The organism is Brevibacterium zhoupengii (assembly GCF_021117425.1).
GTDB classification, from domain to species: Bacteria; Actinomycetota; Actinomycetes; order Actinomycetales; family Brevibacteriaceae; genus Brevibacterium; species Brevibacterium zhoupengii.
Genome location: NZ_CP088298.1, coordinates 3,308,708 through 3,333,663 on the forward strand (window position 1 = coordinate 3,308,708; position 24,956 = coordinate 3,333,663).

Genomic DNA, 24,956 nt, shown 5'->3' on the forward strand with positions numbered 1-24,956 from the left:
CAAGAAACATAGGATCTGACTGATCAGTAGGTGTGAGCCGCCTGTACAGCACGGGGACGACGACAGGACGAACAGCCTCGGCGGGTGAATTCGATGGGTGAATACACGTGTGGCCCGGAACCAATTTCCGGGCCACACGTGTATCAGGTCAGCGCATTCACTGCGCGCCGATGCGAATCAGATGAGGATCAGTCCTCGTCCTCTTCTTCCTTCTTCTCGACGACCAGTGTCTCAGTGGTGAGAACCAGTGCGGCGATCGAAGCGGCGTTGCGCAGTGCCGAGCGGGTGACCTTGACCGGGTCGATGATTCCGGCGCCGATGAGGTCGCCATAGGAATCGGTAGCCGCGTTGTATCCCTGGCCGGAAGCGAGTTCCTTGACCTTGGACACGACGACGTAGCCGTCCTGGCCAGCGTTGGCAGCAATCCAGCGCAGTGGCTGAACGACTCCGCGCTTGACGATCTCAGCACCGGTGGCTGCATCGCCGGTCAGGCTCAGGTCGTTACCGTCCAGAACCTTGGCTGCGTGGATCAGAGCCGATCCGCCGCCGGCGACGACGCCCTCTTCGATGGCTGCACGAGTAGCAGACACTGCGTCTTCGACGCGGTGCTTACGTTCCTTGAGCTCCACCTCGGTGGCGGCGCCGACCTTGATGACTGCGACTCCGCCGGAGAGCTTGGCCAAGCGCTCCTGCAGCTTCTCGCGGTCCCAATCGGAGTCCGTGTTCTCGACTTCGCTGCGGATCTGGGCGACCCGACCGTTGACGTCCTCGTCGGAGCCAGCACCATCGATGATGGTGGTGTTGTCCTTGGTGACGGTGATGGTGCGGGCGTTGCCGAGCTCTTCCAGGGTGACCTGGTCGAGCTTCATGCCCATATCAGCGGTGACGACCTGGCCGCCGGTGAGGACGGCGAGGTCTTCGAGGATCGCCTTGCGGCGGTCGCCGAATCCGGGAGCCTTGACGGCGGCAACGTTGATGATGCCGCGCAGCTTGTTGACGACCAGCGTCGACAGAGCTTCGCCTTCGATGTCCTCGGCCACGATGAACAGAGGCTTTCCGGCCTGCTGCACCTTCTCCAGCACAGGGAGGAGCTCCTGGATGTTGGAGATCTTGCCCTGGTTGATGAGGATGAGCGCGTCGGAGAGCACAGCTTCCTGGCGATCAGCATCGGTCACGAAGTGCGGCGAGAGGTAACCCTTGTCGAACTGCATTCCCTCGGTGATTTCGAGTTCCACAGATGCGGCCTGGGATTCGTCGATCGTGATGACGCCGTCCTTGCCCACCTTGTCGAAGGCATCGGCAATGAGCTTGCCGATCTCTTCGGACTGAGCAGACAGACCGGCGACGTGTGCGATCTCCGAGGAGTCGAGAACATCGCGGGCGATGGTTCCGAGTTCGGTGGAGACAGCCTCGACGGCAGCTTCGATTCCGCGCTTGAGGGCACCTGGTGCGGCGCCGGCAGCGACGTTGCGCAGACCTTCGTTGACGAAGGCCTGTGCCAGGACGGTCGCGGTGGTGGTTCCGTCACCGGCGATGTCGTTGGTCTTGGTGGCAACTTCCTTGGCCAGCTGAGCGCCAAGGTTTTCGTATGGGTCGTCAACCTCGACCTCACGAGCGATGGTCACGCCATCGTTGGTGATAGTGGGTGCGCCCCACTTCTTGTCGAGAACAACGTTGCGGCCCTTGGGTCCCAGCGTCACCTTGACGGTGTCCGCGAGGATATTCACACCCTTTTCGAGTGCACGACGGGCCTCGTCGTTGAATTCCAGATTCTTAGGCATTCGTCCTCCTGTCAGTGAAGTAGTTGTTCAGGGGATTCAGCCGATGACGGCGAGCACGTCACGAGCCGAGAGCACGAGGAACTCTTCTCCTGCGTACTTGACTTCGGTGCCGCCGAACTTGGAGTAGATGACCTTGTCGCCGATGGCCACGTCAACTGGGACGCGGTTTCCGTTGTCAGCAACGCGGCCTGGGCCCACTGCGACAACTTCGCCTTCCTGAGGCTTTTCCTTGGCGGTTTCGGGAATGACCAGACCACTGGCGGTAGTCTGCTCTGCTTCGACCTGACGGATGACAATCCGATCTTCGAGTGGCTTGATGGAGACCGACATATCGGGCCCTCTCCCTTCGCTGGGTTCAATTCTTCTTTGAGTCAGACGGCGGCTGCTGCCATGAACCTCTCGTCGTCGCGGGTGCCGAGCGATTCGACCGTCTCATAAAACTGGCACTCACTGAGTGCTAGTGCTAATTCGACTTTAGAACGCTCTTAGCACTCGGTCAACTCGAGTGCCAAGGATTGTCCACGCTCTGGGCGAAACTCCAGAAAAGGCGCTCGAAGACCGCCCCGTGGCGGCCCTGAGACGGTCCTGGCACGGCGCTGGCACCAACTCATCTCCCATGCGCCGCCAGCAGAGAACTCCCATTTGGCATCGGTGGTGAATGCACAAGTGCGGACCCGGGATAATCCCGGATCCGCACTCGGTGCATGTTGCCTATAGCGTCAGCTCATATGCCTATCGCTTCAGGTCAGAGGTTACACTCTGCGATCAGGCGCAGGCCCACTGTCCCCAGCCGGCTTCAGCCTGGAGCTTCTTGGCACGATCGAACTGCTCCTGGGGGCTGGCATCGATCGGGTTACCGCTGCCGCCCATGGACTGCCATGTCTGGAGCTTGAACTGGAAGAGACCGAAGTGTGCATGGTTCGACTGGTTCACAGCGCGCGGGTTGAATTCCGACTCACACTTGGCGACCTGGTACCACTTGGATCCCGGTCCGCCGAGCATGTCCTTGATCTCCTGGGTGCTCATGTCGCCACCGCCGCCGGAGCCGCCGCCGGTGCTGTTGTCACCGTCGTCGGAGCCGCCTGAACCGTTGTCGGAGCCGCCGTCGCCGGTTCCTGCGTCCGAGCCGTTGTCGGAGTCGTCCGGCTTCTCCGCGGGGGCTTCCTTCTTCTTGGTGCCCTGGATGACAACCTTGGCCTTAGGCTCGGAGAGGACCTTCTCGCCCTTCTTCTCCTTCTTCACCTCATCGCCGTTGACGGTCTTGACCTTGTAGGAGACCTGCTTCTCGCCGTCCTTGCCCTCTTCTTCGACTTTGGTTTCGCCGACGTAGAGGTCGTCAGACTTCTTGGTCTCGGTCTTGGCCTCGATGGCCTGCTTCTCCTTGACCGTGTCGTTCTTCACACGGTTCACGGTCAGAACCTGGCCGTCGGAGACCTTGGAGCTGAGCGGTACGGAGAGGAAGTCGTCTTTGTCGAGTTTCAGCTTGGTCTCGCCGAGGGCTTCCTTGGCGGTGCCTGCTGCGGCCGAGACCTTGTGGTCCTTGCCGTCGGCAACGATGGTGAGATCCTTGGCGGTCGTCACATCGATCTTGTTGCCATCTTCTTTGAGCTTCTGATTCGGCTCAGCATTGAGATCGGCGTGCTTCGCGTCCACACCCAGGTCGGCCAATGCCTGACCAACAGTGTTCGCGTTCGTCCACTCATTGCTCTTATTGCCGTCGACGGACAGTGAGAGCTTCTTCGCGGTATTGACGGTGATCGTCATATCCCGCGAGATCTTCTTGTCTACGCCTGGCTTGATCTGGTCGCGCTTGTCGATGTCGAGGTCGCGGCTGTCGAGGACATCCCCCACGGTACCGCCGAAGGTCCGAACTTCTTCGGACTGACCGTTGACATCAAGGGTCACGGGCTTGTTCATGGTAACCACGGCACCCGTGCCACCCACGAGTCCGGTAATCACAACCGCCTGTGCAGCAATTTGCACTTTGCGGTTCTTGAGAAAATCAATCACAAAAATATCCCTGGGGCAGAGGTCATCAACTCATCTACTGTAACCGATTCGTTACAAGATACGCAAAACATTACGAACATGTAACAGCGAGGGTCCCGAAGTTGGCGCTCTGACCAGGACTTCCCCGTGTTTCCGGGCTTCGTCACAATCGTGACATTTACCCGCCGAGGTGTCTGATCGAGCGTCATCCTCTCCCTCGCCGAGGTGGCTGGTCAGTCCCAGCCTCCCAGCGCGGTCTCCGCGTTCTGCCATACCGCTGAGCAGAGGTCCTCTTCGCTCATCCCCCGCACCTCGGCGAGCATGCGTGCCGTGACTGCGGTCAGATACGGGCCTCCCGGTTTGCCACGGTGCGGGTGCGGGGTGAGGAACGGCGCGTCGGTCTCGGTCAGCAGCCGATCCAATGGGGCAGCGGCTGCCGCGCGGCGGAGTTCATCCGCGTTCTTGAACGTGAGGTTCCCGGCGAACGACATGTAGTACCCGGCCTCCGCGCAATCGCGGGCCATCGCCTCGTCGCCGGAATAACAGTGGAAGATCGTCACCTCGGGTGCGCCTTCCTCCTTGAGGATGCGCAGCACGTCGGCGTGTGCCTCACGGTCGTGGATCTGCAGGGCCTTGCCCGTGCGTTTGGCGATCTCGATGTGGGCGCGGAAGGAGCGCTGCTGTTCGGCGACACCGTCTTCACCGGTGCGGAAGTAGTCAAGGCCGGTCTCCCCCACCACGCGCATGCGGTCGTTGGAGGCCACGAGCGACTCGATCTCTGTGAGTGCATCGTCGAGCATGCCTCGCTCGGCCAGCCTCGGCGCTTCATTCGGGTGCAATGCCGCGCCGCCGAGCATCCACTTCCGGCCCTGCTGTGACTGCTGGGTGACCAGCTCGGTCGTCCACCGGGCTGCCGGCAGGTCGCAGCCGATCTGCACGATGCGCTGGACGCCAGCCGACTGCGCGGTGTCGAAGAAGAAGTCGAGGCTCGGGAACTCCTCGTCATCGTCGGGTCGCACCTCTGGTTCGGGTTCGCCGGCGCCCAAGGGCAGTCGCACACCCGTGCAGATATCGAGATGCGTATGGGTGTCGACGACCGGGTGGGCAAGCGGCTCAGGCACCGGAGGATAGGTTCCGGCGGCGCGAGAGGCCATTATTCGGTCTCCTCCACGAACTTGGGGAACACGGGCTCGGGTTTAGGCAGCGATGTGCCTGGCTCGAGCGGATACTCGATGGCGGCGAACGACCGGGGATCCACCTCGGCGGCGGAGATTCCACCCGCGGTGGTTTCGGCGACCGAAGGTGCCAGGCCGGCGGAGGCATAGGCTGCTCCGGCGGCGACACCGATGCCGGCGTTCGCGGTGACGGTTTCCATCGCCTCGGCGCCGGCTCCGCTGTCGGTCGCTGTCGCTGTCGGCAGAACCTTGGCGCCGGCCTCACCTGCACCAGCGGAGACGCCGAGGAGGTCGAGGATCTTGCCGGCGGACTCGGGCATGACGGGCTGGATGAGAATCGAGATGATGCGCACGACCTCGATCGTCACCCACAGCACGGTGGCCATGCGATCGGGATCGGTCTTCTTCAGCTTCCATGGCTCCTGGGCGGAGAAGTAGCGGTTGGCCTCGGAGAGAACCTTCCAGCAGGCCTCCACGTAGAGGTGCAGGGCCTGGGTGTCGACGTGGCGACGGGCATTGTCGGGGACCGCACGGGCCAACGCCAACAGGGCTTCATCGTCATCGGTGAGCTCACCTGGCTGGGGAACTCGGGCGTCACAGTTCTTCGCGATCATCGACAGCGAACGCTGGGCAAGATTGCCGTACTCGTTGGCGAGGTCGGAGTTCTTGCGGGTGATGATCGAGTCCTTCGTGTAGGACCCGTCGTTGCCGTAGGAGAACTCGCGGAAGAGGAAGAAGCGCAGGGTGTCGAGGCCGAACGCGTCGACGAGGTCGATGGGATCGACGACGTTGCCGACGGACTTCGACATCTTCTCGCCGGCGTTGAAGAGGAAGCCGTGGGCGTGGACGCGCCCCGGCAGCTCGATTCCAGCACTCATGAGGAACGCCGGCCAGTAGACGCTGTGGAAGCGGATGATGTCCTTGCCGATGATGTGGACGTCGGCGGGCCACCACTTCTTGAACGACTCGTCGTCATTCGGATATCCGGCGGACGTGATGTAGTTCGTCAGGGCATCGATCCACACGTACATCACGTGCTTTTCGTTGCCGGGCACCGGTACACCCCAGTCGAATGTGGTGCGCGAGACCGAGAGGTCCTTGAGGCCGGAGGCGACGAAGGAGGCGACCTCGTTGCGGCGGGAGTCGGGGCCGATGAACTCAGGGTGATTCTTGTACAGCTCGAGCAGCTTGTCCTGGTATTTCGAGAGGCGGAAGAAGTAGGACTCCTCCTCCGTCCAAGTCACCTCGGTGCGGGTTTCCTTGGACAGGCGGACACCGTCGACGACCTCGGTCTCGTCCTGCGCGTAGTAGGCCTCGTCACGAACTGAGTACCAGCCGGAGTAGGTGTCGAGGTAGATGTCGCCGGCCTCTTCGAGCTTGCGCCAGATCGCCTTGCACGACTCGTAGTGGTCCTCATCCGTGGTGCGGATGAACCGATCAAACGTGGAGCCGAGCGCCAGCTGCGTGTCGCGGAAGTTCTTCGCATTGTCGTCGGCGAGCTCCTTCGGCGTGATACCCAGCTTGTTCGCGGCCTGCAGCATCTTCAGCCCATGCTCATCGGTGCCGGTGCTGAAGAACACATCGTGGTTGTCGAGGCGCTTGAACCGCGCGATCGTATCGGCCGCAATGTACTCATATGCGTGCCCGATGTGGATGGCCCCATTGGGGTAAGCGATAGCTGTCGTCAAGTAATAACCCATAGGTCACACAGTCTAAGGGAAGCCGAGCCGCAGTCGCGCAGTGGTCCGCGGGGAGTGAGTGTGCCCCCTATTGGAAATAGCCCCGTCTGAGTTCTATAGCTCGACTTTAAACGTGAGCCCTCAAACTTCGATCGATCCCTAACTCTGCTTCCATCGAGAAGAGGCCTCTTCACGCCCACACTGTGCGGCAGTTGACCTCAGTTCGCCGCGAGCTGGGCGTGCTTCACAGCGCCAGCTTCTTTTTGCAGTGCTGCCGCAGCTCGGGTGCCTGGTCGAACAGCTTCCGCGAGAAAGTCGCTACATTCAAAATCTCGCTGAACTTGAAGCGGATCACTTTGTACCCCATCGACAGCAGACGGTTCTGCTGCCAGCTCTCCTTGTTCATGACGGCGAATCCTCCGTCCACATACTTCTGAGTTCCGTCGATGTACAAGGCAACTCCGCACTCTTCGAAAAGGTGATCCAGTCGCGTTATGGTCCGATACCCGTCTTTGACGTCGAACTGCTGTACGAAGTTATGCAGGCCGAGCAGGTGCAAATTGAACGAAGCCCGGCTCTCGGCATAGCTCTCCGAAAGCGGCGTGATCAATGAAGCAAGCTTTCTCGCACTCTGATCTCCCCTTGCCATCCGAATTATTGGTGGGCCGAACAACCCGTCGACTGCATTGGGAACCAGAGACATGATGTGAGGCGGATAGCCCTTCTTGAAGATGGCATCTTCATCGATGCCGATCATGGACCATCGGAGAACTTGTTCCATGGCGGCGAATGCGGCCGCTGGCCCGAGCGCCGTTCTCAGGTCCAGCGCGGTCTTCGCTTGCGTAGTGACCCTGATCCCTTCGACTTCGCAGATGTCCTCGGCATGCACCGAAATTCGCCGCCTGGTCAACGAGCCGGTGCGGGAACTGGACACAGCATGCGCGACATTTACCGGCTGAGTCGGCACGTCGAACAGCCCCAATTTGTGGAGCTTCGCAGCCGATGCGCCCCAGACCACGTCACCCGACCGGTACCTGGGATAGTGGAGAATCCGAAGCCGATCGAGATGTTCCAGATACTTCCTCCGCTGGGAGCGCTCGCGGTGGCGACCGGTCTCGTGATAGACCAACCACGCCTCGTCGATTGCAAAGCTGACGAATCGCCGATGTGAGGAATCCTTGCACCGGCGTATGACCGAATAGACACCGCGATCGAGCTTCAATAGGCAGCACCCCAGCGCGTTTTTGATGTCGGTGGTGGCCGCACCCGCTGCCCTGAGGTCCTGGAAGTAGACGACGTTGTACATGCCACCACACTGATCTGCCGATAGTGCTGGTAGCCAGCCGAGACGAATCGTGTGTGGATCACGCGATTCTGTCCCCAAGCTCAGTGCACGCGAGTCAGTGGAGATTTCACAGCCAGTCGCGGCCAAGTGAACCGCGGTTTCAGACAAACGCACCACGCTCACTCAGTGCAGCAGAGACGCTCCGCTGAGCTGATCGTGCGCGCGCCACCACGCAGCGTCCGGCGCACAGGGAAAGGGATCGATCGAAGTTTCAGAGCCCCGCTTTAAAGGAGAGCTCTGAAACTTCGATCGATCCCTCACCTATCCACACCCTCATACGCCCAACTCAGAGGCGCCGAGCACCTCACTCCCGGTGCAGCCAGGCCTCGTAGATCTCACGTTTGGACAGTCCGAACCGCTTCGCGATCTGCCCTGCGGCATCTTTTGCGCGGACACCGGACTCCACGAGTTCACCGACGGCGTCGAGGTGGTCCTCCGGTGCGGTCTCGACCACGGTGGCTCCGGCGAGGACGAGAGTCAGCTCCCCGCGCAGTCCGTCGGCTGCGAGGTCGCGCAGCGAAGATACAGTACCGCGCAGCGTCTCCTCATAGGTCTTCGTCAGCTCGCGGCTGATGCTCATGGGCCGGTCTGGCCCCATGACGGTGAGGAAATCGTCCATGGTGTCCGCAATGCGGTGGGGGCTTTCGAAGAACACCATGGTCCGCTTCTCGCCGCGCAGTTCCTCAAGCAGGGTCTTGCGTGCCCCGGATTTGCGCGGCAGGAAGCCTTCGAAGCTGAACCGGTCGCTGGGCAGCCCGGAGACCGCGAGCGCCATAAGCACGGCAGACGGTCCCGGTGTGGACGTGATCGGAAGCCCGGCCTCGGCACATGCCTTGACGACGCGGTAGCCGGGGTCGGAGACCGCAGGCATTCCCGCATCGCTGAGCAGGACAACGGTCTGACCGGAGCGGATGAGTTCGACGAGTTCGGGTGCCCGAGACTGCTCGTTGTGGTCGAAGACGCTGATGACACGCTTGGTGTGCGTGAGTTCCAATCGCTGCGTCAGCGACAGGAAACGACGAGTGTCCTCAGCTGCAATGACATCGGCGGTGGCGATGGCACGTTGCATGCGATCGCTCGCATCGCCGAGGTTGCCGATCGGAGTGCCGACCAGGACGAGTTTGCCGCCGGCTGAGGCTGAAGCAGGATCGGAATCCGTCGAGCCGAAGTCGTCCTGCGCCATATCCACATCGTTAGGCGCAGCCGGGGACGGGTCCGCCTCATCAGCGACGCCGTCAAAGTCACCTGCGCCGTCAAAGTCTCCAGCGTCTTCCGGTCTCCCGGACATCAACCGGCTGACCCCACACCGACCATGGCGACTCCGAACATCAGGACCATGATGCCGACGTAGACGACCCAGAACAGTACCCACCAAGCGGTGCCGATGTAGCCGACCCACAGAGCGGCGACAGCCAATCCGTCTCCGCGTTCGCCTGACTGCCGAATCTGCTTACGGGCAATGTGGCCCATGATGATGCCGGCGATGCCGGCGAGGAAGAAGCTGCTCAGGATTCCGAAGATCGAAGCCACGAGGGCGATGATCGCCAAAGTGTTCGTCGGCGGAAGCGGCTGGTAGACGTAGGTGGGCGCACCACCGGCGTACTGGGCGTTGGCGCCATAAGCGGCGTTCGGATTATAGCTCGCAGCGCCGTAGTTGGCATTCGCGTTGTTGTAGCCGCTGCCCGCTGCAGGGCCCGACTGCGGCTGTTGGTAATACATGTCTGGATTGTTCCAGTTGTTCTGACTGCTCATGGCGCGATCTCCTTGTGTATGCCTACAACGGTACCGAGTCGTACTCCGCGACAAAAGGTGAGGTTGTCACAGATGGGTCTCAGTTCGCTCAGTAGGTAGCTTCTTCGGCGGCGATGCCCGCCATGATTGCAAGCACCATGACTCCAATGTAGAGGCCCCAGAAGATCAGCCAGAACCCCGTACCGATGTAGCCCACCCAGAGCGCGGTCAGTGCCATCGCGTCTCCGCGCTCACCCCGCTGGCGTATCTGCTTGCGAGCGATATGGCCCATGATGATCCCGGCGATTCCGGCGGGAACGAACGATGTCATCACCGCGGCGAGCGAGAGCACCATGCCGACGATCGCTACGGAGTTGGTGGGAGCAACCGGCTGATAGATGTACGTCACCGGGCCGACGAACCCCGGGTTGGGACCGAACCCAGGGGTTGCCCCGTATGCGGCAGGATTCGGCTGAGCAGAATAGCCTGGGTAGCCACCGTAGTTCGAGTGGGCTGATGCTGCGTTGCCGCCGCTGGCGGGCAGTTGCCGAGTGTACATATCTGGTTCGCTCCTGTTGCTCTGGCTGCTCACGGGATGATCCCTGCTGAAGGGATGTTCCCCTTGCGTCTGATTACAACGCTATCGAGCCGAACAGGCTGCGAAGAGCAGAACGTGTTGCAGTCCTGCACCACCGGTGTCAGGGCAGAAAACGGACCCTCGTGAGCTGGTCCGTCCGAAGACAGTCGCTCACCGGTCTATGCCGCCCCCTCAGTAGACCATGGCTGCAGCGAAGACTCCCAGTCCCACAACGCCGACGATGATGATGAGTCCCAGCAGACCCAAGCCGATGCCGACATAGCCCATGATCAGTCCCGCAGTGGCCTGACCTCGACCTTCTTCGCCAGACTTCTTGATCTGTCCACGAGACACATGACCGAAGATGACAGCGAGGATGGGCGCGATCCAGAGGAACATCGTCAAAAACATGAAGAAGTAGCCGAGGATAGGAATCAGGGAGAGGACGCCGCAGACGAAGCCGCCGCCGAGGCCAATGACACCCATCCACATCGCCCAGCTAGACAGTCTATTCACCGCTGGCCGCACCATCATCGGCGCCCCGTAGGTCATCGGCTGATTGTAGCCGTACGCGCCGGGCTGACTGTAAGAATTCGGCTGGCCGTCGCCGTATGCGCCGGGCTGGCCGTAATCGTTCGGCTGGCTGTAGATCGCAGGACCGGATTGGTTCTGCTGATACGCGTTCGGATTCGAATACGACTCCGAGCCATACCCTTGGTTCTGCCCCGAGCCGTAACCGGGCTGCTGCGGCGTCTCGTAGGAGTTATTGAACTGTTGGGATCCGACCTGGGGTGGATCGCTCGGGCGATAGTTCGGATTGTAGGACACGCTCTTCACCGTTTCACTCGTTGCCGCCTGTTGTGGACTACCTTAGTCGTCCTCAGCGCCCGAATGACAATGCACGAGGCGAATGAAATCGACGTCACTGCCCGCGCACGCGACTCACCCTGGGGACCAGATGGGAGCCAGCGCCTTCTCGGACCTTAAACTTGACGACGATGACTCATTCCGAAGATCCCCAGGCGCCGAGGTGGTCGACCGACCCCACGGATGAGTCCACCGACCCCGCAGAATCCCACACCGATTCCGAACGCCCTCGCACCTATTTCCCCGCAGCATCCGCAACGCCTGCAATGCCCACATCATCTGCGGCCCCTGCTGCAACCCCTGCATCACCTTCTGCGCCCACCACGCTCATGGCCCGGGAACGTCGTGCTGACCGGCGCGAATCGATCCGCGCCAATGCTGCCGCCATCCGCCGGCGTTCGTTCACCGCCGGCATGTGGGCGACTCGGGCCCCGATCTGGATGTGGCCGGCCCTGCTGATCATCACAGCGATCGGCGGGGTCCTCCGCCTCTTCAACCTCAACTTCCCTCATCGCCTGATCTTCGACGAAACCTATTACGTCAAGGACGGCTACTCCGTCTTCAAGTACGGCTACGAACGTTCCTGGCCGGAGAACGCCGACGACTCGTTCAATGCCGGTGACCCGAGCGTCATCGAGTCCACTCCCGAATATGTCGTCCACCCGCCCTTGGGCAAATGGATCATCGGCGCAGGCATCCACCTCTTCGGCGCCGATGACTCCTTCGGATGGCGCTTCTCCGTCGCAATCGTGGGAACGCTGACGATCTTCCTCATGGGCTTCATCGCCTGGAAGCTCTTCCGTTCGGCGTTCTTCGCCTGTGTCGCGGCCGGGCTGCTCTCCATCGACGGCGAGCACTTCGTGCATTCGCGCACGAGCCTGCTCGACATCATCCTCATGGCCTTCATCCTTCTGGCCTTCGCATTCATCGTCGTCGACCGAGAGTTCGTCACGAAGAAGCTCGCCCGGTACACGGCCTCGACCAGTCCCCCGGACCAAGCTCGTGACCGTCGCCCCTCCAGAGGCAAGGATCTGATCAATTTCGGGCCCCACCTCGGCGTGCGTCCCTGGCTCATCGCCGCGGGCATCAGCCTCGGTCTGGCGATGGGGGTGAAGTGGTCGGGACTCTACGCTCTCGCCGCGTTCGGGATCCTCGTCGTCGCCTGGGACGTGCATACGCGGCACCGTGCAGGCGTCGTCCACCCCTGGCTGGGGATGCTCATCCGCGACAGCATTCCTGCATTTCTCAAACTGGTGCCGGCGGCGCTGCTGACCTACATCGTCACGTGGACCGGGTGGATCCGCTCCGATGATGCCTGGGATCGGCAGTGGGCGTTCGAGAACAGCGGCTGGTGGAGCGCACTGCCTGACTGGCTGCTGTGGCTGCCGTCTCTGGCCCACTATCACTACACGGCGTACTCGTTCCATGTCGGACTCGACTCCGAACACCCCTATATGTCGAATCCGTGGGGGTGGATCGTGCAATGGCGGCCGACCTCCTTCTACTACGAATCCCCCGACCAGGGAAGCATGGGCTGCGCCGTTGAGCACTGCTCCTCGGCGATCACCTCGGTGGGCAATCCGGTCATCTGGGGGCTGGCGCCCATCGCCATCCTCGTCGCTCTGGTGGCCTGGATCATCCGCCGCGATGTCCGCGCCGGCGTCATCCTGGCCGGACTCGCCGCCACCTGGCTGCCGTGGTTCACCTACCAGGACCGAACCATCTTCACCTTCTACACGATCGTCATGGTGCCCTTCGTCGTCCTCGCCTTCACCTACTGCCTCACCCTCATATGGGGCAGGGTGCCCACGCCAGCAACTGCGACCGCCACGACCCGGACTACTTCCTCAGAGACCTCGACGGCCCCGTCAGCCACCCCCGATGCCTTCCCTTCCTCTGCCCCCAAACCACGTGGCCTCCTCTTCGCCGGCCGAGGCAGTCGAATCCCCTGGCCGCTGTTCGGGCGTCGCATGACTGTTGGGCTGATCCTCGTGGCCGCAATCATGGCCTTCGCCTACTTCTGGCCGGTCTACACCGGCGAGGTCATTCCGTTCGAAGCGTGGAACAACCGCATGTGGAACGTCACCTGGCGCTAGCCCCTCAGCCCCACCACGGGTGACAGACCCCGCCCACGGCACCTCGACACACACCCGCCACGAAGCCGTCGCCTCGGCGACATTGATCGTTCACCTCAGGGCCACATGCCGTCGTTAGCGTCGAATCATTGTGAACTACCAATCGACTCTGACTCCCCCAGCGCCCACCGATCGCGTGGCCACAGCGCCCGCTGATGATGAGAGCGCAGCACGGCAGCATCGGGCCGTGGCCATCATTCCCGCCCGCGGCGGATCCAAGGGAATTCCGCTGAAGAACCTGCAGAAGGTCGCCGGCGTCTCGCTTCTTGCGCGCGCGATCAATGCGGCGAAGTCAACGCCGAGCATCGACCGGGTGATCGTCTCGACCGACCATGACGGCATCGCTGCGGAGGCAATCCGGGCCGGCGCCGAGGTGTCCCACCGTCCCGCAGACATCGCCGGTGACTCCGCGACCAGTGAGTCGGCACTCATCTACACTCTGGCCAACCTCGGCGAGGAATTCGACACCACGGTCTTCATGCAGTGCACCTCCCCGTTCATCGACTCGGCCTCGATCGACAACGCGGTCGCCGCTGTCCGTGACGGTGAAGCCGACGTCGTGTTCTCCGCCGTTGAGGATCATTCGTTTCTGTGGCGCCTCGACGATGGCGAATCGGCAGTCGCCGTCGGACACGAGGCCAGCTTCCGCCCCCGCCGCCAGGACCGAGCCAAGCACTACAACGAGACCGGCGCGTTCTACGTCATGCGCACCGACGGCCTCATCGAACACGAGCACCGCTTCTTCGGCCGCGTCACGATCGAAGAGGTTCCGCCCGAGCACGCCCGCGAAATCGACGACATGTCGGACCTGTCACTGGTCCGTGCGATCGCCTCGACGCAGGAGACAGCGCAGGTCATCGACGTCGACGCACTCGTCACAGACTTCGACGGAGTCCACACCGACGACGGCGCCTACGTCGACGAGGACGGCAACGAACAGGTGCGCGTCCACCGCGGCGACGGCATGGGAGTCTCACGCCTCGTGAAGTCAGGGCTGCCTGTCATGATCCTGTCGAAGGAACGCAATCCAGTTGTCACCCGCAGGGCAGAGAAACTTCACGTGGATGTCACTCAGGGCGTCGACAATAAAGCGCAGGTCCTGGCCTCGTGGATCGAAGGACAGGGTCTCGACGCGGCCCGAGTGGCCTACGTCGGAAACGACATCAACGACCTCGAAGCCTTCGACGTCGTCGGCTGGCCCATTGCAGTCGCGGACGCCCAACCCAAGGTGCTCGCAGCGGCTCGTGTGGTCCTCGATCGGCCCGGCGGCAAGGGAGCGGTTCGCGAAGTCTGCGACCTCATCCCGGTCCCCGACCAGGCCACGCAGCAGCTGCCGACGCGGGGACTGACATCGGTGCTGAGCTCCGAACGCTTCGACTCACACGATGCAGACACACACCAGACAAGCAATCATCGACCATCCATCCCGCAGCAACAGCCGTTGCTCACGAATCACGCAGAAGGTTTGCGTACCAATCGAAAGCAGGTTTCATGACTGATCAACTCGCCCCCGTGGCCTTCGGAAATCACCTCGTCGGCCCGAATCAGCCCGTGTACATGATCGGCGAAATCGGCATCAACCACAACGGCGACGTCGAGATCGCGAAGCAGCTCATGGATGCCGCCGTCACCGCAGGTGCCCAGGCCGTGAAGTTCCAGAAGCGCAACCCCGATGTGGCTGTGCCCGAACACCAGAAGTCGAAGATGCGCTCCACCCCGTGGGGCGAGATGACCTACCTCGACTACAAGTGGCGCGTCGAGTTCGGCCAGGAAGAATACGCCGAGATCGACCGCTACGCCAAGGAAGTCGGTCTGCAGTGGTTCGCCTCCCCCTGGGACACTGACTCCGTGGACTTCCTCGAAAACGAGTTCGACGCACTGACCTACAAGGTCGCTTCGGCCTCGCTGACGGACTTCGAACTCCTCCGTGCGATCGCCGCCACCGGCAAGCCTGTCCTGTGCTCCTCGGGCATGTCCGATTGGGCCACACTGGACAATGCCGTCGAGGTCTTCGACCGCGACAAGCTGGTCCTCATGCACGCCACCTCGACCTACCCGCTGCCTCCCGAAGAGGTCAACCTCAAGGCCATCCCGGCAATGCGCGAGCGTTACGGTGTGCCCGTGGGCTACTCCGGCCACGAGCTGGGCCTCGAGATCTCCTTCGCCGCCGCAGCACTGGGCGCTGTGACCATCGAACGCCACATCACCCTTGACTCCTCGATGTGGGGCTCCGATCAGTCAGCATCGATGGAACCACGCGAGTTCGCCTCGCTCGTCAAGGGCGTGCGCGTCCTCGAAACCGCCTTCGGCGACGGCGAGAAGCGCGTCATGCCAGGCGAAGAGTCGAAGATCGACTCGCTGCGCAAGGTCAGCGTCTGATCTGATCTGGCTTGATCGCACTCCGATCAGCTGACAAGGGCCCCATCACCTCGCCGAGGTGGTGGGGCCCTTGTCGTGTTCCCTCGCCGAGGTGGCCGGTCGTTTTCGTGCTCAATCTGCGCCCCCAGGTTGAGAAGGAGAGACGACGAGAGCGAGCTCAGCTCTTCGCTCGTACCCCTATGTCGAGCAGCATCGCGGCCAGGACCGCGGCAAGCCCGATGAGAAGGGCGAGGACGCCGAGTCCGACGGCAAGTCCGAGGCCCGCGGCCACCGCACCGACGATGAGAGGTCCGCCGGCGTCCCCGATCTCGCGACCGATCTCCGCCGAGCCCATCGTCCTGCCCATGCGTTCGGGAGGGGTCGTGGCAGCGAGGTGTGCGAAGCCCAACGGTGTGGTGATGCCGATGCCGCAGCCGATGATGACCGCCGCGATGTAGAGCATGGCAGGCAGTGGGAAGAACGCAAGGCAGGCGATACCGACCGCCGTCGTGATCAATCCGATGCTCAGACCCTTCCGAGACGAGATTCGTCCCTGATCTCGCAGGCTGCCGATGAACGGCTGTGTGAGTGCGGAGGAGAGTGCGAGTACGGCGACGACCGCCATGCTCGCCCCGATCGGCAAATTGAGGTCGGCTCCCACCAGCGGTAGGAATCCTGCCGCGACGCCCAGTGCACCGGTGGCACCGGCCAACGCCAATGTGGGGATGAGGAAGGATCGTTGTGTGCTCTGACGGAAGAGATCCATTGCGGAGTAGCGCGGTCGAGGCAGAGGCGCCAGATGAGGCATGGAGACCCACACCCAAAGCGCAGCGCCGGCAGAGATCACGGACATCGTGAGGAAGAGTGCGGGGAATCCGCCCACCCAGATGAGCAGCGCGCCCAGCAACGGACCCAGAACGTAGCCCAGCGTCTTCCACGACCCGTACCTGCCGAAGTAGCCTCCTGCAGATGCAGGTCCGGCGAGTCTGGCGACGGCCGCCGACGATGCCGGGGAGAAGGCAGATGCCGCAGCTCCCTGGCCCAGCCGAGCCAACCCCAACAGCAGCGGAGTGGTTCCCAGCGTTCCGAGCAGCGAGGCAAGCGCGAACGCCGCCAACCCTGCCACGATGACCGGTTTCGCTCCGATCTTGTCACTGAGGGAGCCGAAGAGGGGCTTGAGTACGACCTCCGCCGCGTCATAGAGCGCCAGAAGAACACCGAAGGTGAGCAGCCCCAGGCCGATCCCGCCGCTTTCGGCACCCAGCCCGGCGGCGATGCTGTGAGCGCCGAACGCCGTGGTGAAGCCAGCGGCATAGAGCGGAGCCAGCACCCGAGGAGCAGGGCCGGGGTTCGTCGCGTCTTCCGGTTGACCGTTGTCGTGTGACCGGCTCATCGCGTCGGCTCCTCGGGATCAATGCCGATCGCGTCGGACCAGGTCTCGATCGTCTGGCCATTCGTCTGGCCGATCGTCTGACTGGTCGCATGGACTGCCTGGTAGACCCGCTCGGCATAGTCATCGAGGGCGGCGGCACAGCTGCGCAGGCGGTCCTCGGCAACCACCGCCTCGGGCAGTTCTAGGACGTCACGCTTCTTCAGGTCTCGGAACCAGCGACGCAACCGGTCGAGGCTCTGCTCTTCTTCCTCGAGCTCGGCGAAGGTGAACTTCCGCTTCGCGATCTCTCGAGCGATCTCTTCGTCGAATTTTCCGCAGTCGGCGGTGAATTCGGACCATTCGTCGATTCGCGCCGTGGTGAAGACCTGCCGGATCACAGCTTCGGATTGCTCGTCCCGCGCGCGAGCATCGAAGATCGCGAGCGTGCCGTCGCCGGCGCGGCACAGCTCCTCGGCACGGTCGAGACCGGGGCCAAACACCGGAGATTCGGGCAGAGCCCACAGCCCGGAGGCGACGGGAACGGCGCCGGTTCTGCGCAGCTGTCGCCACACGGCAACTCGGTGCCGTGACGGCTCGGAGGGGATCTGGACGAGCAACAGCATCCATTCAGTATTCTCTGTCACACTGTCGAGTGTAACAGTCGTTACAAATAGGGGACTGATGAAGTCGTCACTGCTCGATCGAACTTTTCAGATCAGCCTGATCCTCAAAGGGATCGACGGGCTGCTGGAGATCTTCGGTGGTGTCCTGCTGCTGGCAGTCACTCCCAGTCAGATCGGAGCAGTCGTCCGCGCCCTCACTCTGCATGAGCTCGCTGAGGATCCCACTGACCTCATCGCCGGAGCCTTGGTCCATTCCGCCGGAGCACTGACCACGTCGGCCTCCCTACTCGCTGCCGTGTACCTCCTCGCCCACGGGCTGGTGAAGGTCGTCCTGGTGTGGGCCGTACTCAGCGACCGCCTCTGGGCCTTTCCGTGGATGATCGCGTTCCTGCTGCTTTTCATCGCTCTCCAGACCTATCGACTCTGGGGTAGCTTCACTTGGGCCCTTCTGGCGCTGACCCTCTTCGACGCCTTCGTCGCCTGGCTCACCTGGCATGAATACCGAGTCCACCGGAAACGGAGGAGACGGCTTTCACCAAATAGACCCTCACGACCGCCGAGGCGATTGTGAGGTCAGCGTCGAAGGCGACGTGAGTGCCGAGAGCGATGGAGGCGACGTCATCGTCAGCGACGTGAGTCTCGGAGACGTCGGATGCCTGTGGTGACTCTCTTCGCCCGCCATGTCAGTCCGTGCCCGACCTTGCCGGTGAGCACCTTCGCCTCGGCCAGTGCCGTGCGATCGTTGACGGATTTGAGCTGCGAGAGTGCTTCGTCTAGGCGCAGCTGCCGCTCGGCCGATTCCTCGGTGGCACGCTTGACTTCTGCGGTGCGGTCCTCGAGTTCTTCGGATCGGCGATTGAGTCGCTGGGACGTCTGGTTCAGTTCGCTTCGGAGATCGTCGCGCTCGGTTTCGACGCGTGAACGCATCGCCGTTGCGTCCTCCAGCTGTTGCCGGTGATCACGCCGCGTTTTCGACAGTAAGCGGGTCTGGGCGGCGCTGAATTCCTCTGCCTCAGCCACTGCAGCAAGGTGGAATTCCTCGGCCCGAATCTCGGAGACCGTCCGCGTGCGTTCGTCCCCCACCAACCTACCGCCCGTTGCGGGAGCAACCGCTCCCGAGCGGGATCGCAGCGCTTCGGCGATGGCGAGGTGATTCTCGCGTGTAGTGTCGAACAGGTCCTGCCGAGTCGTCAGCAGGTCGCCTTGCAGATCATTGCCCTCGGCGTAGGCCGCTTCGATAGTCTCGACGATCCTCTCGGCCAGGGCATGCGCCCGCAGAGCAACGCTGTCGGTCGCGGCGGTGCCCTCGCCGCCGCGGCGCTCGGAGGACAAGCCCTCCGGCCCCACAGGGACGACAAACTCGGAATGACCGATGTCGGTAGCGAAATAGCCCAGTTTGGCATGCAGGTCCAGAGAGATCGGGATTGAGCCGACTCCGAACGGGATCATCTGCGCATGCCCACGACCGCCGAGCACATAGGGAATAGAGGCAAACAGATCGAAGCCGGCGAAGAACCCGACGTCGGCTCCATAGAGCCTGATCTCCTCGACCTCGGGCACTTCGGCGACCATTTGCCTCGACACCTCGGCGTCGTCCGGGTGGAACGGGACACTGAGAACGGTCCAGTCCTTGGCCACGAGCATCCGGGCGGCGTCGATCGTGGCCTGATGGATCACCTCGGCGTCATAGCCTGCGGCCTGCTGACGTGGGTGAACGAGCATCTGGATGGCCAAGACCTTCTCGCGCGGATCCGGACGGCGATCGCGCAGCGGTTCGTAGAGTAGGCCCGCGATGGTCGTCGGGCACGGCTGGAACCGGATCGAGTCAGTCCGTGAGGGCACCCCCGTCCGCGAACCCGCGGATGCTCCTGACCCTTCAGCGTCTCCCCCGCCGGTACCCAGGTCTCCCCCGCCGGCACCCACGAACTTCGTCATCGTGTCGATGCTGCCGATGTTGCGCAGGCCGAAGAACACGGACTGGTCGAGGACCTGGCTGACATGGGAGCGCATGAGATCGTCGAACTCGGGCTGACCGGGGAACCGGTTGTCGCCGAGCGCATAGATGATGAGCGGGACCTCGATGGCGGCGAGCGTCTCGGCGGATATCTTCCACTGCCAGCCCGAGAGACGGTTCGGGTTCGTATCCTGCAGGAACAGCCCACCGCCGCCGATGACCACAGCATCCGCCGAGGAGTTGATTCGCTGCACCAGCGCCAGGTCCACCTCGCGGCGCAGTGCGGCCGCCGATGTGAAATCGACCTCAGTGCTCGACTTCCCCGAGCCGCCTGAGCCAGCTGGGCCTCCAGAACCCATCACTCGGAAGGCGTCCCTGACCACAGGGAAAAGGGCCTTGTCGCCGTAGTTTCCCCAGGTCGGGATGTCGAAGTGGAAGAGCTTCAGGTCCGGCATTGACCAAGGCTATGGGCGGAGGGAGAACAGTAGGTGAACTTCACCTGACCGGGGCGTCAACCTCGGCGCAACCCACCGTTCGCTTGGGAATTCTACGATCAATCGAATGCGAACCCGCCACTACGCACACCCTTGCGAAAGGACCCAATGACAGCCCCAGTCGTCAGTGTCATCATCGCCGCGAAGAACGCCGAGGAAACGATCGGCGGGAGCCTGAAGAGTCTGGTCAACCAGCGCTTCGGCCGTGACGAACTGGAGGTCGTCGTCGTCAACGACGGGTCCACCGATGACACCGCGGGAGTCATAGACGAATTCGCGAGCCAGCTCAATCTCGTCGCGATCCACAATGCCGAATCACGCGGGGTCTCCACCGCGCGCAACACTGCGTTGGAAGCTGCCACAGGTGAGACGATCACCTACCTCGACGGGGACGACTGGTATGCGCCGGGACATCTGCGGTCCCTGACGGATTCGATCACCGGGTTGGACGTGGACTTCGTCAAGACCAACTACCTCATCGTCAACGGCTTCAACCGCAAACTGCGCAACGCCCCCTGCCTCACCCACAACACGGCGCTCAACCCCAGGGACTTCATCCTCCCCCACGACGCCTCGACGATGGTCGACTTCCCCGAGTGCTGGACCGGCATCTACTCCCGGTCGATGGCCGAGCGAGGACTGCTGGAGTTCAACCCGGAACTGCGCACCTGCGAGGACCGACCTTGGACGTGGCGACACCACCTCGAGACCGACAGCTTCGCCGTCGTCGACACCGCAGGCCTCTGCTATCGCAAGGGCAGCGCCACCTCGTTGACGGCGATCTTCGATGAACGCCAGCTCGATTTCATTCCGGCGTTCCGATCCGTGTTCGCCATGCTCGAGGACAAGCCGGAGTTCCGCCGCTTCGAACGCAAGGCGGTGCGCAACTTCCTCTCCATCCTCTACTTCCAGATCCACAACCGCGGCTCCTCGATGAACCATGAGGTCAGGTCGAAGCTCAATGTCGGTGCGGTGAACACCCTGCAGGACATCGATAACGACATCATCGACCAGGCGCTGCACAACTACGGGGAGCACCGACTGCCCGTGATCGAGTCGATCGTCAGGAGGGCCCGCTGATGACCCAGATCATCCAGATCTCAACCCAGTACCAGCTCGCGAGCATTGTTGCCCTGATCCGGGCCGGACACCTCGGTGAGGCCGAGGTGCGCCGGATCCTCGTCATTGCCAACAACTCCTTCGCCCCCGAACTGACCCCGGCCGCCGATGCCATGCCCGGTTCGGCCAGCCTGCTGTCCTCCTTCGATCTCATCGTCGACTGGAACGCCACCATCTGGCCCAACCACCCGAAGGCCTTCGGCATCTCCGGCGAACGTGCCCCGCTCATGCAGCGGTCGCTGCGCTCCGAATGGGCGATCGCCGATGACGAGCCCATCGACCTCATCGTCGAATCCCTGCCCGGACATCCGGCCGGCGTGCTCACTCAGATCTTCACCACGGCCACGATCTCGGTGCACTCCGATGGGCTGATGAGCTACGGCCCGATCCGCAATCCGCTGTCCCTGCCGCAGTACCAGCGCCTGTCCACGATCTACTACACGGACCTCCTGCCGGGCATCACCCCACGTCAGCTCGCGGAGCACTCCCCCGACCGGGTGGCTCTGCCGCCGGCTGACCTCAAGTCGGTCTTCGATGACATGGCCGCCGAGGTGGCTCCGGAGTTGGCGGCGGCGGATCTCGCCGATCCGATCCCCGACGCCGCCATGGTCCTCGGCCAGTACCTGGCCCAGATCGACCTCATCACCGCCGAGGAAGAGCTGGATCTGCACCTGCAGATGATCGATGAGGTCAAGGCGCGCGGACTCTCCACGGTCATCTTCAAACCTCACCCCACCTCGGCGAGGACGACGACCGAACCCCTACGCAGGCGCAGTCACGAACTGGGACTGACGTTCGTGCTCGCCGATGTGCCGCTGCTGGCCGAGCTCGTCATCTCCACCACCCGGCCGGAACTCGTCGTCTCCTGCTATTCGACCGGACTTGCGACCGCACGCGCACTCTTCGGGACCGACACCGCCGCGATCGGCACCTCGATGATGCTCCAGGTCCTCGCCCCGTATCAGAACAGCAATCGGATCCCGCTGACCATCGTCGATGCTCTCCATTCGGGCGGATATGCTCTGAAGGATCTGGGCCCGCTCATCGACGCCGTCACCTACTGCATGCAGTCCGAGACAGCCTCCTACCTGCGCGGCAATGCGATCGAGTTCCTCGAATCGGCCGTCGGCGGGGATGACATGAAGTACTTCAAACGCAAGCGCCTGTCGAAGTTGGACCTGCCAGGGCAGTTGGAGATTCCACCGCATCGCAAGGGACTCAGCTCAGCCAAGCGTCGTCTGCGCACGCGGGCCAAGCGCGCTCAGCACACGCTGAAGAACTACGGGATCTCCATCGACGGCCCGAAGCTCGTTCCGAAGGTGAAGTCGACACTGAACTCGAGGCTCGGTGTGAAGCTCAGATCGGAGCCGGACGGATGATGGCCAAGAAGGGCTCCGCGAAGAAGGATCCCAAGAAGAAGTCGAACAAGAAGCAGACGGACAAGAAGAAGTCAGGCCCGAAGAAAGACGAGGTCACAATGACTATCACGAAGGACTCAGAAGCCCCCACACAGAAGGCGTCCGCCCCACCTGCTGAAAAGTCAGCAGCGAAGTCCAAGAAGATTCGGCTGACCTCGATCGCCTTCGTCGAGTCTCCCCTGCAGTTCCTCTCCGCTCTCGAAGCTCACGAACCGGCAGAGGACCTGCTCATTCGTGCCAGAGCCAACGCGAAGGGAATGACCTCATTCCTCGATGCCTTCGACTCCGCCTGGCTGCCGAAGAACATCACCCTCGAACGCGTCGGTGCCAAGCCCGGAATCCTGCGCCAACAGAGCTTCGACCGCATCTACATCGGCGATGCCTGCTCCGGACAGGTCCACAAGGCACTCGCGCTGGCCTACCTGGAGCGTCGCATGCCCGAAGTCGTCATCCTCGATGACGGTCTGGCCACCTATTCGACGATCGAAATCCTCACCGCCAAACGCGGACCGTTGGTGCGGCCACGGCAGAAGCTCAAGGCCTCACGTGCGATTATGGCGGCACACGTCGCGGATCGTCTGCGGGGCCTGGCCCCGGTGGGCAAGCTGCGCTGGCACACCGCCTTGCCCGTATCGAAGGCCATGCGCAAGGCCTTCCTCAAAACGGGCGCCGAGATCACCCGCCATAAGTTCGAGCACCTGCAGACCCTGCCTACCGGCGGCAGCCACCCCCGAGACAACCCGGTCATCGGCTCGGCGCTGGTCGCCGATGGGCTCATCCACGCAGATTCCTACCGGGCCTGGCTCGAGGAGCTCATGGCCAACGGTCCGATCACCTACTACCCGCACCGCCGCGAAACCGACGAGTTCCTTGCCGAGCTCGGCCGCGACGAGCGTGTGCGCATCAAACACGTCGGCCTGCCCATCGAGCTGCGTCTGGTGAACCTGCCGCCGGACTCCACCATCCGCAGCCTGCCCAGCACCGCGGCGATTTCGCTGGCGACGCTCAACCCGGACGTGACCATCGCCGTCACCGAGATTCCGGCGGAATGGTGGACCGGTGCCTCCGCCGATAGTCTGCGTAAGTCCCTCAATGCCCAATCGGTCAAGGCAGATGTCGACTCCTGAACCACCACCACACGCAGACGCACCTCTCCGGATCGTCTCCATCTCGGATTCCGAGTCCTACCTCAAATGGGCGACCCAGCTGCTGAGTTCCCTCCCCGGCATCGAGGCTCACGTCTACCTCATCGACAATCCGATTCTGCCCACCGATGAGCAGATCACCCACGCCATCGCCGGCACCGCCTGGGCTGGGCGCAGCATCCCGGTCGTGACCCGCGCCGACCTGGCCCACATCATCGCCGACCATCACGCCGACATCGTGCTCGGCGCCGCCACCGGTCCGATCGTCGCCCAGCTCTTCCTCACCGCGAACCTGCTCGAGCAGCGCCCGGCTCTGGTCTCGGGGCTGCCCGGCATGGGGCTGCCTGCCAGCACCAAGGGCATGAATTATCGGCGGCTGATGGACGCCTTCATCACCCATTCCTTCGCCGAGGTGGCCCAGTACACCGAGGTCAGTGCACTTACGCAGGTGCCCTGTGAGATCTACCTGTCCCGCCTGCCGATGCTGCGCTCGGCCGGTGTCCCGGAGTCGAAGGCCGAGACCGCCGAAACCCCGCAGACACTCGTATTCGCTCCACAGGCCAAGGTTCCCGAATCGCTGGCCGATCGTGAGGCAATCGTGCGCGCCCTCGCGAATTTCGCCTCTTGCCACGGAGAATCGAGCGTGATCATCAAGATGCGCTCACGCCCCGGCGAGCATGAGACGCATCACGAGCTCCACTCGTACTACGACATTCTCGAGTCGCTGCGCGGCGAAGAGGTCCCTGGCGCCGACCTCATCGGCCTCGGCTACGGCCCCCTCGACGAGTTCCTCGTGCCCGGGGCTGCCCTGGTGACGGTATCGTCGACGGCGGCCTTGGAGGCCTTCGACCGTGGCATTCCGACCCTGCTGATCTCGGACTTCGGCTTCGATCGGGACCTTCTCAACGAGCCCTTCGCCGATTCCGGTGCCACCGGGACCCTCGCCGAGGTGGCCGCCGGGGACATCGGATTCCCCACCTCGGCATGGTTGGCTGAGAACTACTTCCATTCCGACGACGGCAGGCTGCGTCACCATCTGAAGCTGCTCGCTGTACGTGCCCGAGCAGGTCAGCTGCCGAACCGGCGAAGTGCCGTGTGGAAGCAGAAGCGTCTGCTGATCCGCGCCGAGCTGCGCACTATGGCGCCGACTCCAGTCATCCGCGCCTACCGAAAGCTGCGGTACGCGCGGTAGGT

General features: G+C 62.7%; 21 protein-coding genes. 8 read left to right on the top strand and 13 right to left on the bottom strand.

Going from position 1 to position 24,956, the window contains the following annotated elements; translation table 11 throughout:
* Positions 1–188: 188 nt before the first annotated feature.
* From groL to LQ788_RS15095, 10 genes are all read right to left on the bottom strand, one after another.
* On the bottom strand, positions 189–1,781 hold the full coding sequence (gene groL / locus LQ788_RS15050; protein WP_231442318.1) for a chaperonin GroEL: 1,593 nt from the start codon (positions 1,779–1,781) through the stop codon (positions 189–191).
* 36 nt (positions 1,782–1,817) lie between these two features.
* Entirely contained in the window at positions 1,818–2,111 is a 294-nt protein-coding gene (groES, locus tag LQ788_RS15055) for a co-chaperone GroES (protein WP_009883265.1), read from the bottom strand.
* 435 nt (positions 2,112–2,546) lie between these two features.
* Positions 2,547–3,698, bottom strand: coding sequence for a resuscitation-promoting factor (locus LQ788_RS15060; protein ID WP_231442319.1), 1,152 nt, complete (start codon positions 3,696–3,698; stop codon positions 2,547–2,549).
* Between the two features lie 305 nt (positions 3,699–4,003).
* Positions 4,004–4,924, bottom strand: coding sequence for a TatD family hydrolase (locus LQ788_RS15065; RefSeq protein ID WP_231442321.1), 921 nt, complete (start codon positions 4,922–4,924; stop codon positions 4,004–4,006).
* Positions 4,924–6,645, bottom strand: a complete 1,722-nt coding sequence (gene metG, locus LQ788_RS15070) for a methionine--tRNA ligase (RefSeq protein WP_231442323.1) — start codon at positions 6,643–6,645, stop codon at positions 4,924–4,926. Before metG ends, LQ788_RS15065 begins: the two co-directional genes overlap by 1 nt.
* Positions 6,646–6,868: 223 nt before the next feature.
* Positions 6,869–7,930 (bottom strand): hypothetical protein, encoded by a 1,062-nt coding sequence (locus LQ788_RS15075; protein ID WP_231442325.1) that lies wholly within the window; start codon positions 7,928–7,930, stop codon positions 6,869–6,871.
* A gap of 343 nt (positions 7,931–8,273) precedes the next feature.
* Positions 8,274–9,152, bottom strand: coding sequence for a 16S rRNA (cytidine(1402)-2'-O)-methyltransferase (gene rsmI / locus LQ788_RS15080; protein ID WP_231442327.1), 879 nt, complete (start codon positions 9,150–9,152; stop codon positions 8,274–8,276).
* 104 nt (positions 9,153–9,256) lie between these two features.
* Complete coding sequence (locus LQ788_RS15085) at positions 9,257–9,721, bottom strand: DUF4190 domain-containing protein (protein WP_231442329.1); 465 nt, start codon at positions 9,719–9,721, stop codon at positions 9,257–9,259.
* Between the two features lie 88 nt (positions 9,722–9,809).
* Positions 9,810–10,259 carry a DUF4190 domain-containing protein gene (locus LQ788_RS15090; protein WP_231442331.1) on the bottom strand — a complete coding sequence of 150 codons (450 nt, stop codon included), beginning with the start codon at positions 10,257–10,259 and terminating at the stop codon, positions 9,810–9,812.
* Between the two features lie 210 nt (positions 10,260–10,469).
* Complete coding sequence (locus LQ788_RS15095; RefSeq protein WP_231442333.1) at positions 10,470–11,105, bottom strand: DUF4190 domain-containing protein; 636 nt, start codon at positions 11,103–11,105, stop codon at positions 10,470–10,472.
* Positions 11,106–11,275: 170 nt separating this feature from the next.
* Between LQ788_RS15095 and LQ788_RS15100 the strand changes: the two genes are divergently transcribed.
* The 3 genes from LQ788_RS15100 to LQ788_RS15110 all read left to right on the top strand — a co-directional run bounded on the left by LQ788_RS15100 (position 11,276) and on the right by LQ788_RS15110 (position 15,658).
* Positions 11,276–13,240 carry a dolichyl-phosphate-mannose--protein mannosyltransferase gene (locus tag LQ788_RS15100; protein ID WP_231442336.1) on the top strand — a complete coding sequence of 655 codons (1,965 nt, stop codon included), beginning with the start codon at positions 11,276–11,278 and terminating at the stop codon, positions 13,238–13,240.
* A 130-nt stretch (positions 13,241–13,370) separates the two neighbouring features.
* Positions 13,371–14,774 (top strand): cytidylyltransferase domain-containing protein, encoded by a 1,404-nt coding sequence (locus tag LQ788_RS15105; RefSeq protein WP_394801313.1) that lies wholly within the window; start codon positions 13,371–13,373, stop codon positions 14,772–14,774.
* Complete coding sequence (locus LQ788_RS15110; protein ID WP_231442339.1) at positions 14,771–15,658, top strand: N-acetylneuraminate synthase family protein; 888 nt, start codon at positions 14,771–14,773, stop codon at positions 15,656–15,658. Before LQ788_RS15105 ends, LQ788_RS15110 begins: the two co-directional genes overlap by 4 nt.
* A gap of 157 nt (positions 15,659–15,815) precedes the next feature.
* Here the strand turns inward: LQ788_RS15110 and LQ788_RS15115 are convergent, their stop codons facing one another.
* The gene (locus LQ788_RS15115; protein WP_231442340.1) at positions 15,816–17,030 is read right to left on the bottom strand and encodes an MFS transporter; all 1,215 of its coding nucleotides are present in this window, start codon (positions 17,028–17,030) and stop codon (positions 15,816–15,818) included.
* Positions 17,027–17,653, bottom strand: coding sequence for a Chromate resistance protein ChrB (locus LQ788_RS15120; RefSeq protein ID WP_231442342.1), 627 nt, complete (start codon positions 17,651–17,653; stop codon positions 17,027–17,029). Before LQ788_RS15120 ends, LQ788_RS15115 begins: the two co-directional genes overlap by 4 nt.
* 37 nt (positions 17,654–17,690) lie before the next feature.
* Between LQ788_RS15120 and LQ788_RS15125 the strand changes: the two genes are divergently transcribed.
* On the top strand, positions 17,691–18,203 hold the full coding sequence (locus LQ788_RS15125; RefSeq protein WP_231442344.1) for a DUF2127 domain-containing protein: 513 nt from the start codon (positions 17,691–17,693) through the stop codon (positions 18,201–18,203).
* A gap of 53 nt (positions 18,204–18,256) precedes the next feature.
* Here the strand turns inward: LQ788_RS15125 and LQ788_RS15130 are convergent, their stop codons facing one another.
* Entirely contained in the window at positions 18,257–20,041 is a 1,785-nt protein-coding gene (locus LQ788_RS15130) for a hypothetical protein (protein ID WP_231442346.1), read from the bottom strand.
* A 147-nt stretch (positions 20,042–20,188) separates the two neighbouring features.
* Between LQ788_RS15130 and LQ788_RS15135 the strand changes: the two genes are divergently transcribed.
* The 4 genes from LQ788_RS15135 to LQ788_RS15150 are packed head-to-tail and all read left to right on the top strand — an operon-like array spanning position 20,189 to position 24,954.
* Positions 20,189–21,160 (top strand): glycosyltransferase family 2 protein, encoded by a 972-nt coding sequence (locus LQ788_RS15135; RefSeq protein ID WP_231442348.1) that lies wholly within the window; start codon positions 20,189–20,191, stop codon positions 21,158–21,160.
* The gene (locus LQ788_RS15140; RefSeq protein WP_231442350.1) at positions 21,160–22,578 is read left to right on the top strand and encodes an alpha-2,8-polysialyltransferase family protein; all 1,419 of its coding nucleotides are present in this window, start codon (positions 21,160–21,162) and stop codon (positions 22,576–22,578) included. Before LQ788_RS15135 ends, LQ788_RS15140 begins: the two co-directional genes overlap by 1 nt.
* Positions 22,575–23,744: a hypothetical protein gene (locus LQ788_RS15145; protein ID WP_231442353.1), complete on the top strand. Its 1,170-nt coding sequence runs from the start codon at positions 22,575–22,577 to the stop codon at positions 23,742–23,744. The genes LQ788_RS15140 and LQ788_RS15145 overlap by 4 nt, the downstream gene beginning before the upstream one ends.
* On the top strand, positions 23,731–24,954 hold the full coding sequence (locus LQ788_RS15150) for a DUF6716 putative glycosyltransferase (RefSeq protein ID WP_231442355.1): 1,224 nt from the start codon (positions 23,731–23,733) through the stop codon (positions 24,952–24,954). Before LQ788_RS15145 ends, LQ788_RS15150 begins: the two co-directional genes overlap by 14 nt.
* The last annotated feature ends 2 nt before the right edge of the window (positions 24,955–24,956 follow it).

What these genes read in the sequence shown, in the direction of transcription:
- groL (WP_231442318.1), bottom strand. Translation starts at nt 1,781, where the DNA reads ATGCCTAAGAATCTGGAATTCAACGACGAGGCCCGTCGTGCACTCGAA.
- groES (WP_009883265.1), bottom strand. Translation starts at nt 2,111, where the DNA reads ATGTCGGTCTCCATCAAGCCACTCGAAGATCGGATTGTCATCCGTCAG.
- LQ788_RS15060 (WP_231442319.1), bottom strand. Translation starts at nt 3,698, where the DNA reads ATGAACAAGCCCGTGACCCTTGATGTCAACGGTCAGTCCGAAGAAGTT.
- LQ788_RS15065 (WP_231442321.1), bottom strand. Translation starts at nt 4,924, where the DNA reads ATGGCCTCTCGCGCCGCCGGAACCTATCCTCCGGTGCCTGAGCCGCTT.
- metG (WP_231442323.1), bottom strand. Translation starts at nt 6,645, where the DNA reads ATGGGTTATTACTTGACGACAGCTATCGCTTACCCCAATGGGGCCATC.
- LQ788_RS15075 (WP_231442325.1), bottom strand. Translation starts at nt 7,930, where the DNA reads ATGTACAACGTCGTCTACTTCCAGGACCTCAGGGCAGCGGGTGCGGCC.
- rsmI (WP_231442327.1), bottom strand. Translation starts at nt 9,152, where the DNA reads ATGGCGCAGGACGACTTCGGCTCGACGGATTCCGATCCTGCTTCAGCC.
- LQ788_RS15085 (WP_231442329.1), bottom strand. Translation starts at nt 9,721, where the DNA reads ATGAGCAGTCAGAACAACTGGAACAATCCAGACATGTATTACCAACAG.
- LQ788_RS15090 (WP_231442331.1), bottom strand. Translation starts at nt 10,259, where the DNA reads ATGTACACTCGGCAACTGCCCGCCAGCGGCGGCAACGCAGCATCAGCC.
- LQ788_RS15100 (WP_231442336.1), top strand. Translation starts at nt 11,276, where the DNA reads ATGACTCATTCCGAAGATCCCCAGGCGCCGAGGTGGTCGACCGACCCC.
- LQ788_RS15110 (WP_231442339.1), top strand. Translation starts at nt 14,771, where the DNA reads ATGACTGATCAACTCGCCCCCGTGGCCTTCGGAAATCACCTCGTCGGC.
- LQ788_RS15115 (WP_231442340.1), bottom strand. Translation starts at nt 17,030, where the DNA reads ATGAGCCGGTCACACGACAACGGTCAACCGGAAGACGCGACGAACCCC.
- LQ788_RS15125 (WP_231442344.1), top strand. Translation starts at nt 17,691, where the DNA reads ATGAAGTCGTCACTGCTCGATCGAACTTTTCAGATCAGCCTGATCCTC.
- LQ788_RS15130 (WP_231442346.1), bottom strand. Translation starts at nt 20,041, where the DNA reads ATGCCGGACCTGAAGCTCTTCCACTTCGACATCCCGACCTGGGGAAAC.
- LQ788_RS15135 (WP_231442348.1), top strand. Translation starts at nt 20,189, where the DNA reads ATGACAGCCCCAGTCGTCAGTGTCATCATCGCCGCGAAGAACGCCGAG.
- LQ788_RS15140 (WP_231442350.1), top strand. Translation starts at nt 21,160, where the DNA reads ATGACCCAGATCATCCAGATCTCAACCCAGTACCAGCTCGCGAGCATT.
- LQ788_RS15145 (WP_231442353.1), top strand. Translation starts at nt 22,575, where the DNA reads ATGATGGCCAAGAAGGGCTCCGCGAAGAAGGATCCCAAGAAGAAGTCG.
- LQ788_RS15150 (WP_231442355.1), top strand. Translation starts at nt 23,731, where the DNA reads ATGTCGACTCCTGAACCACCACCACACGCAGACGCACCTCTCCGGATC.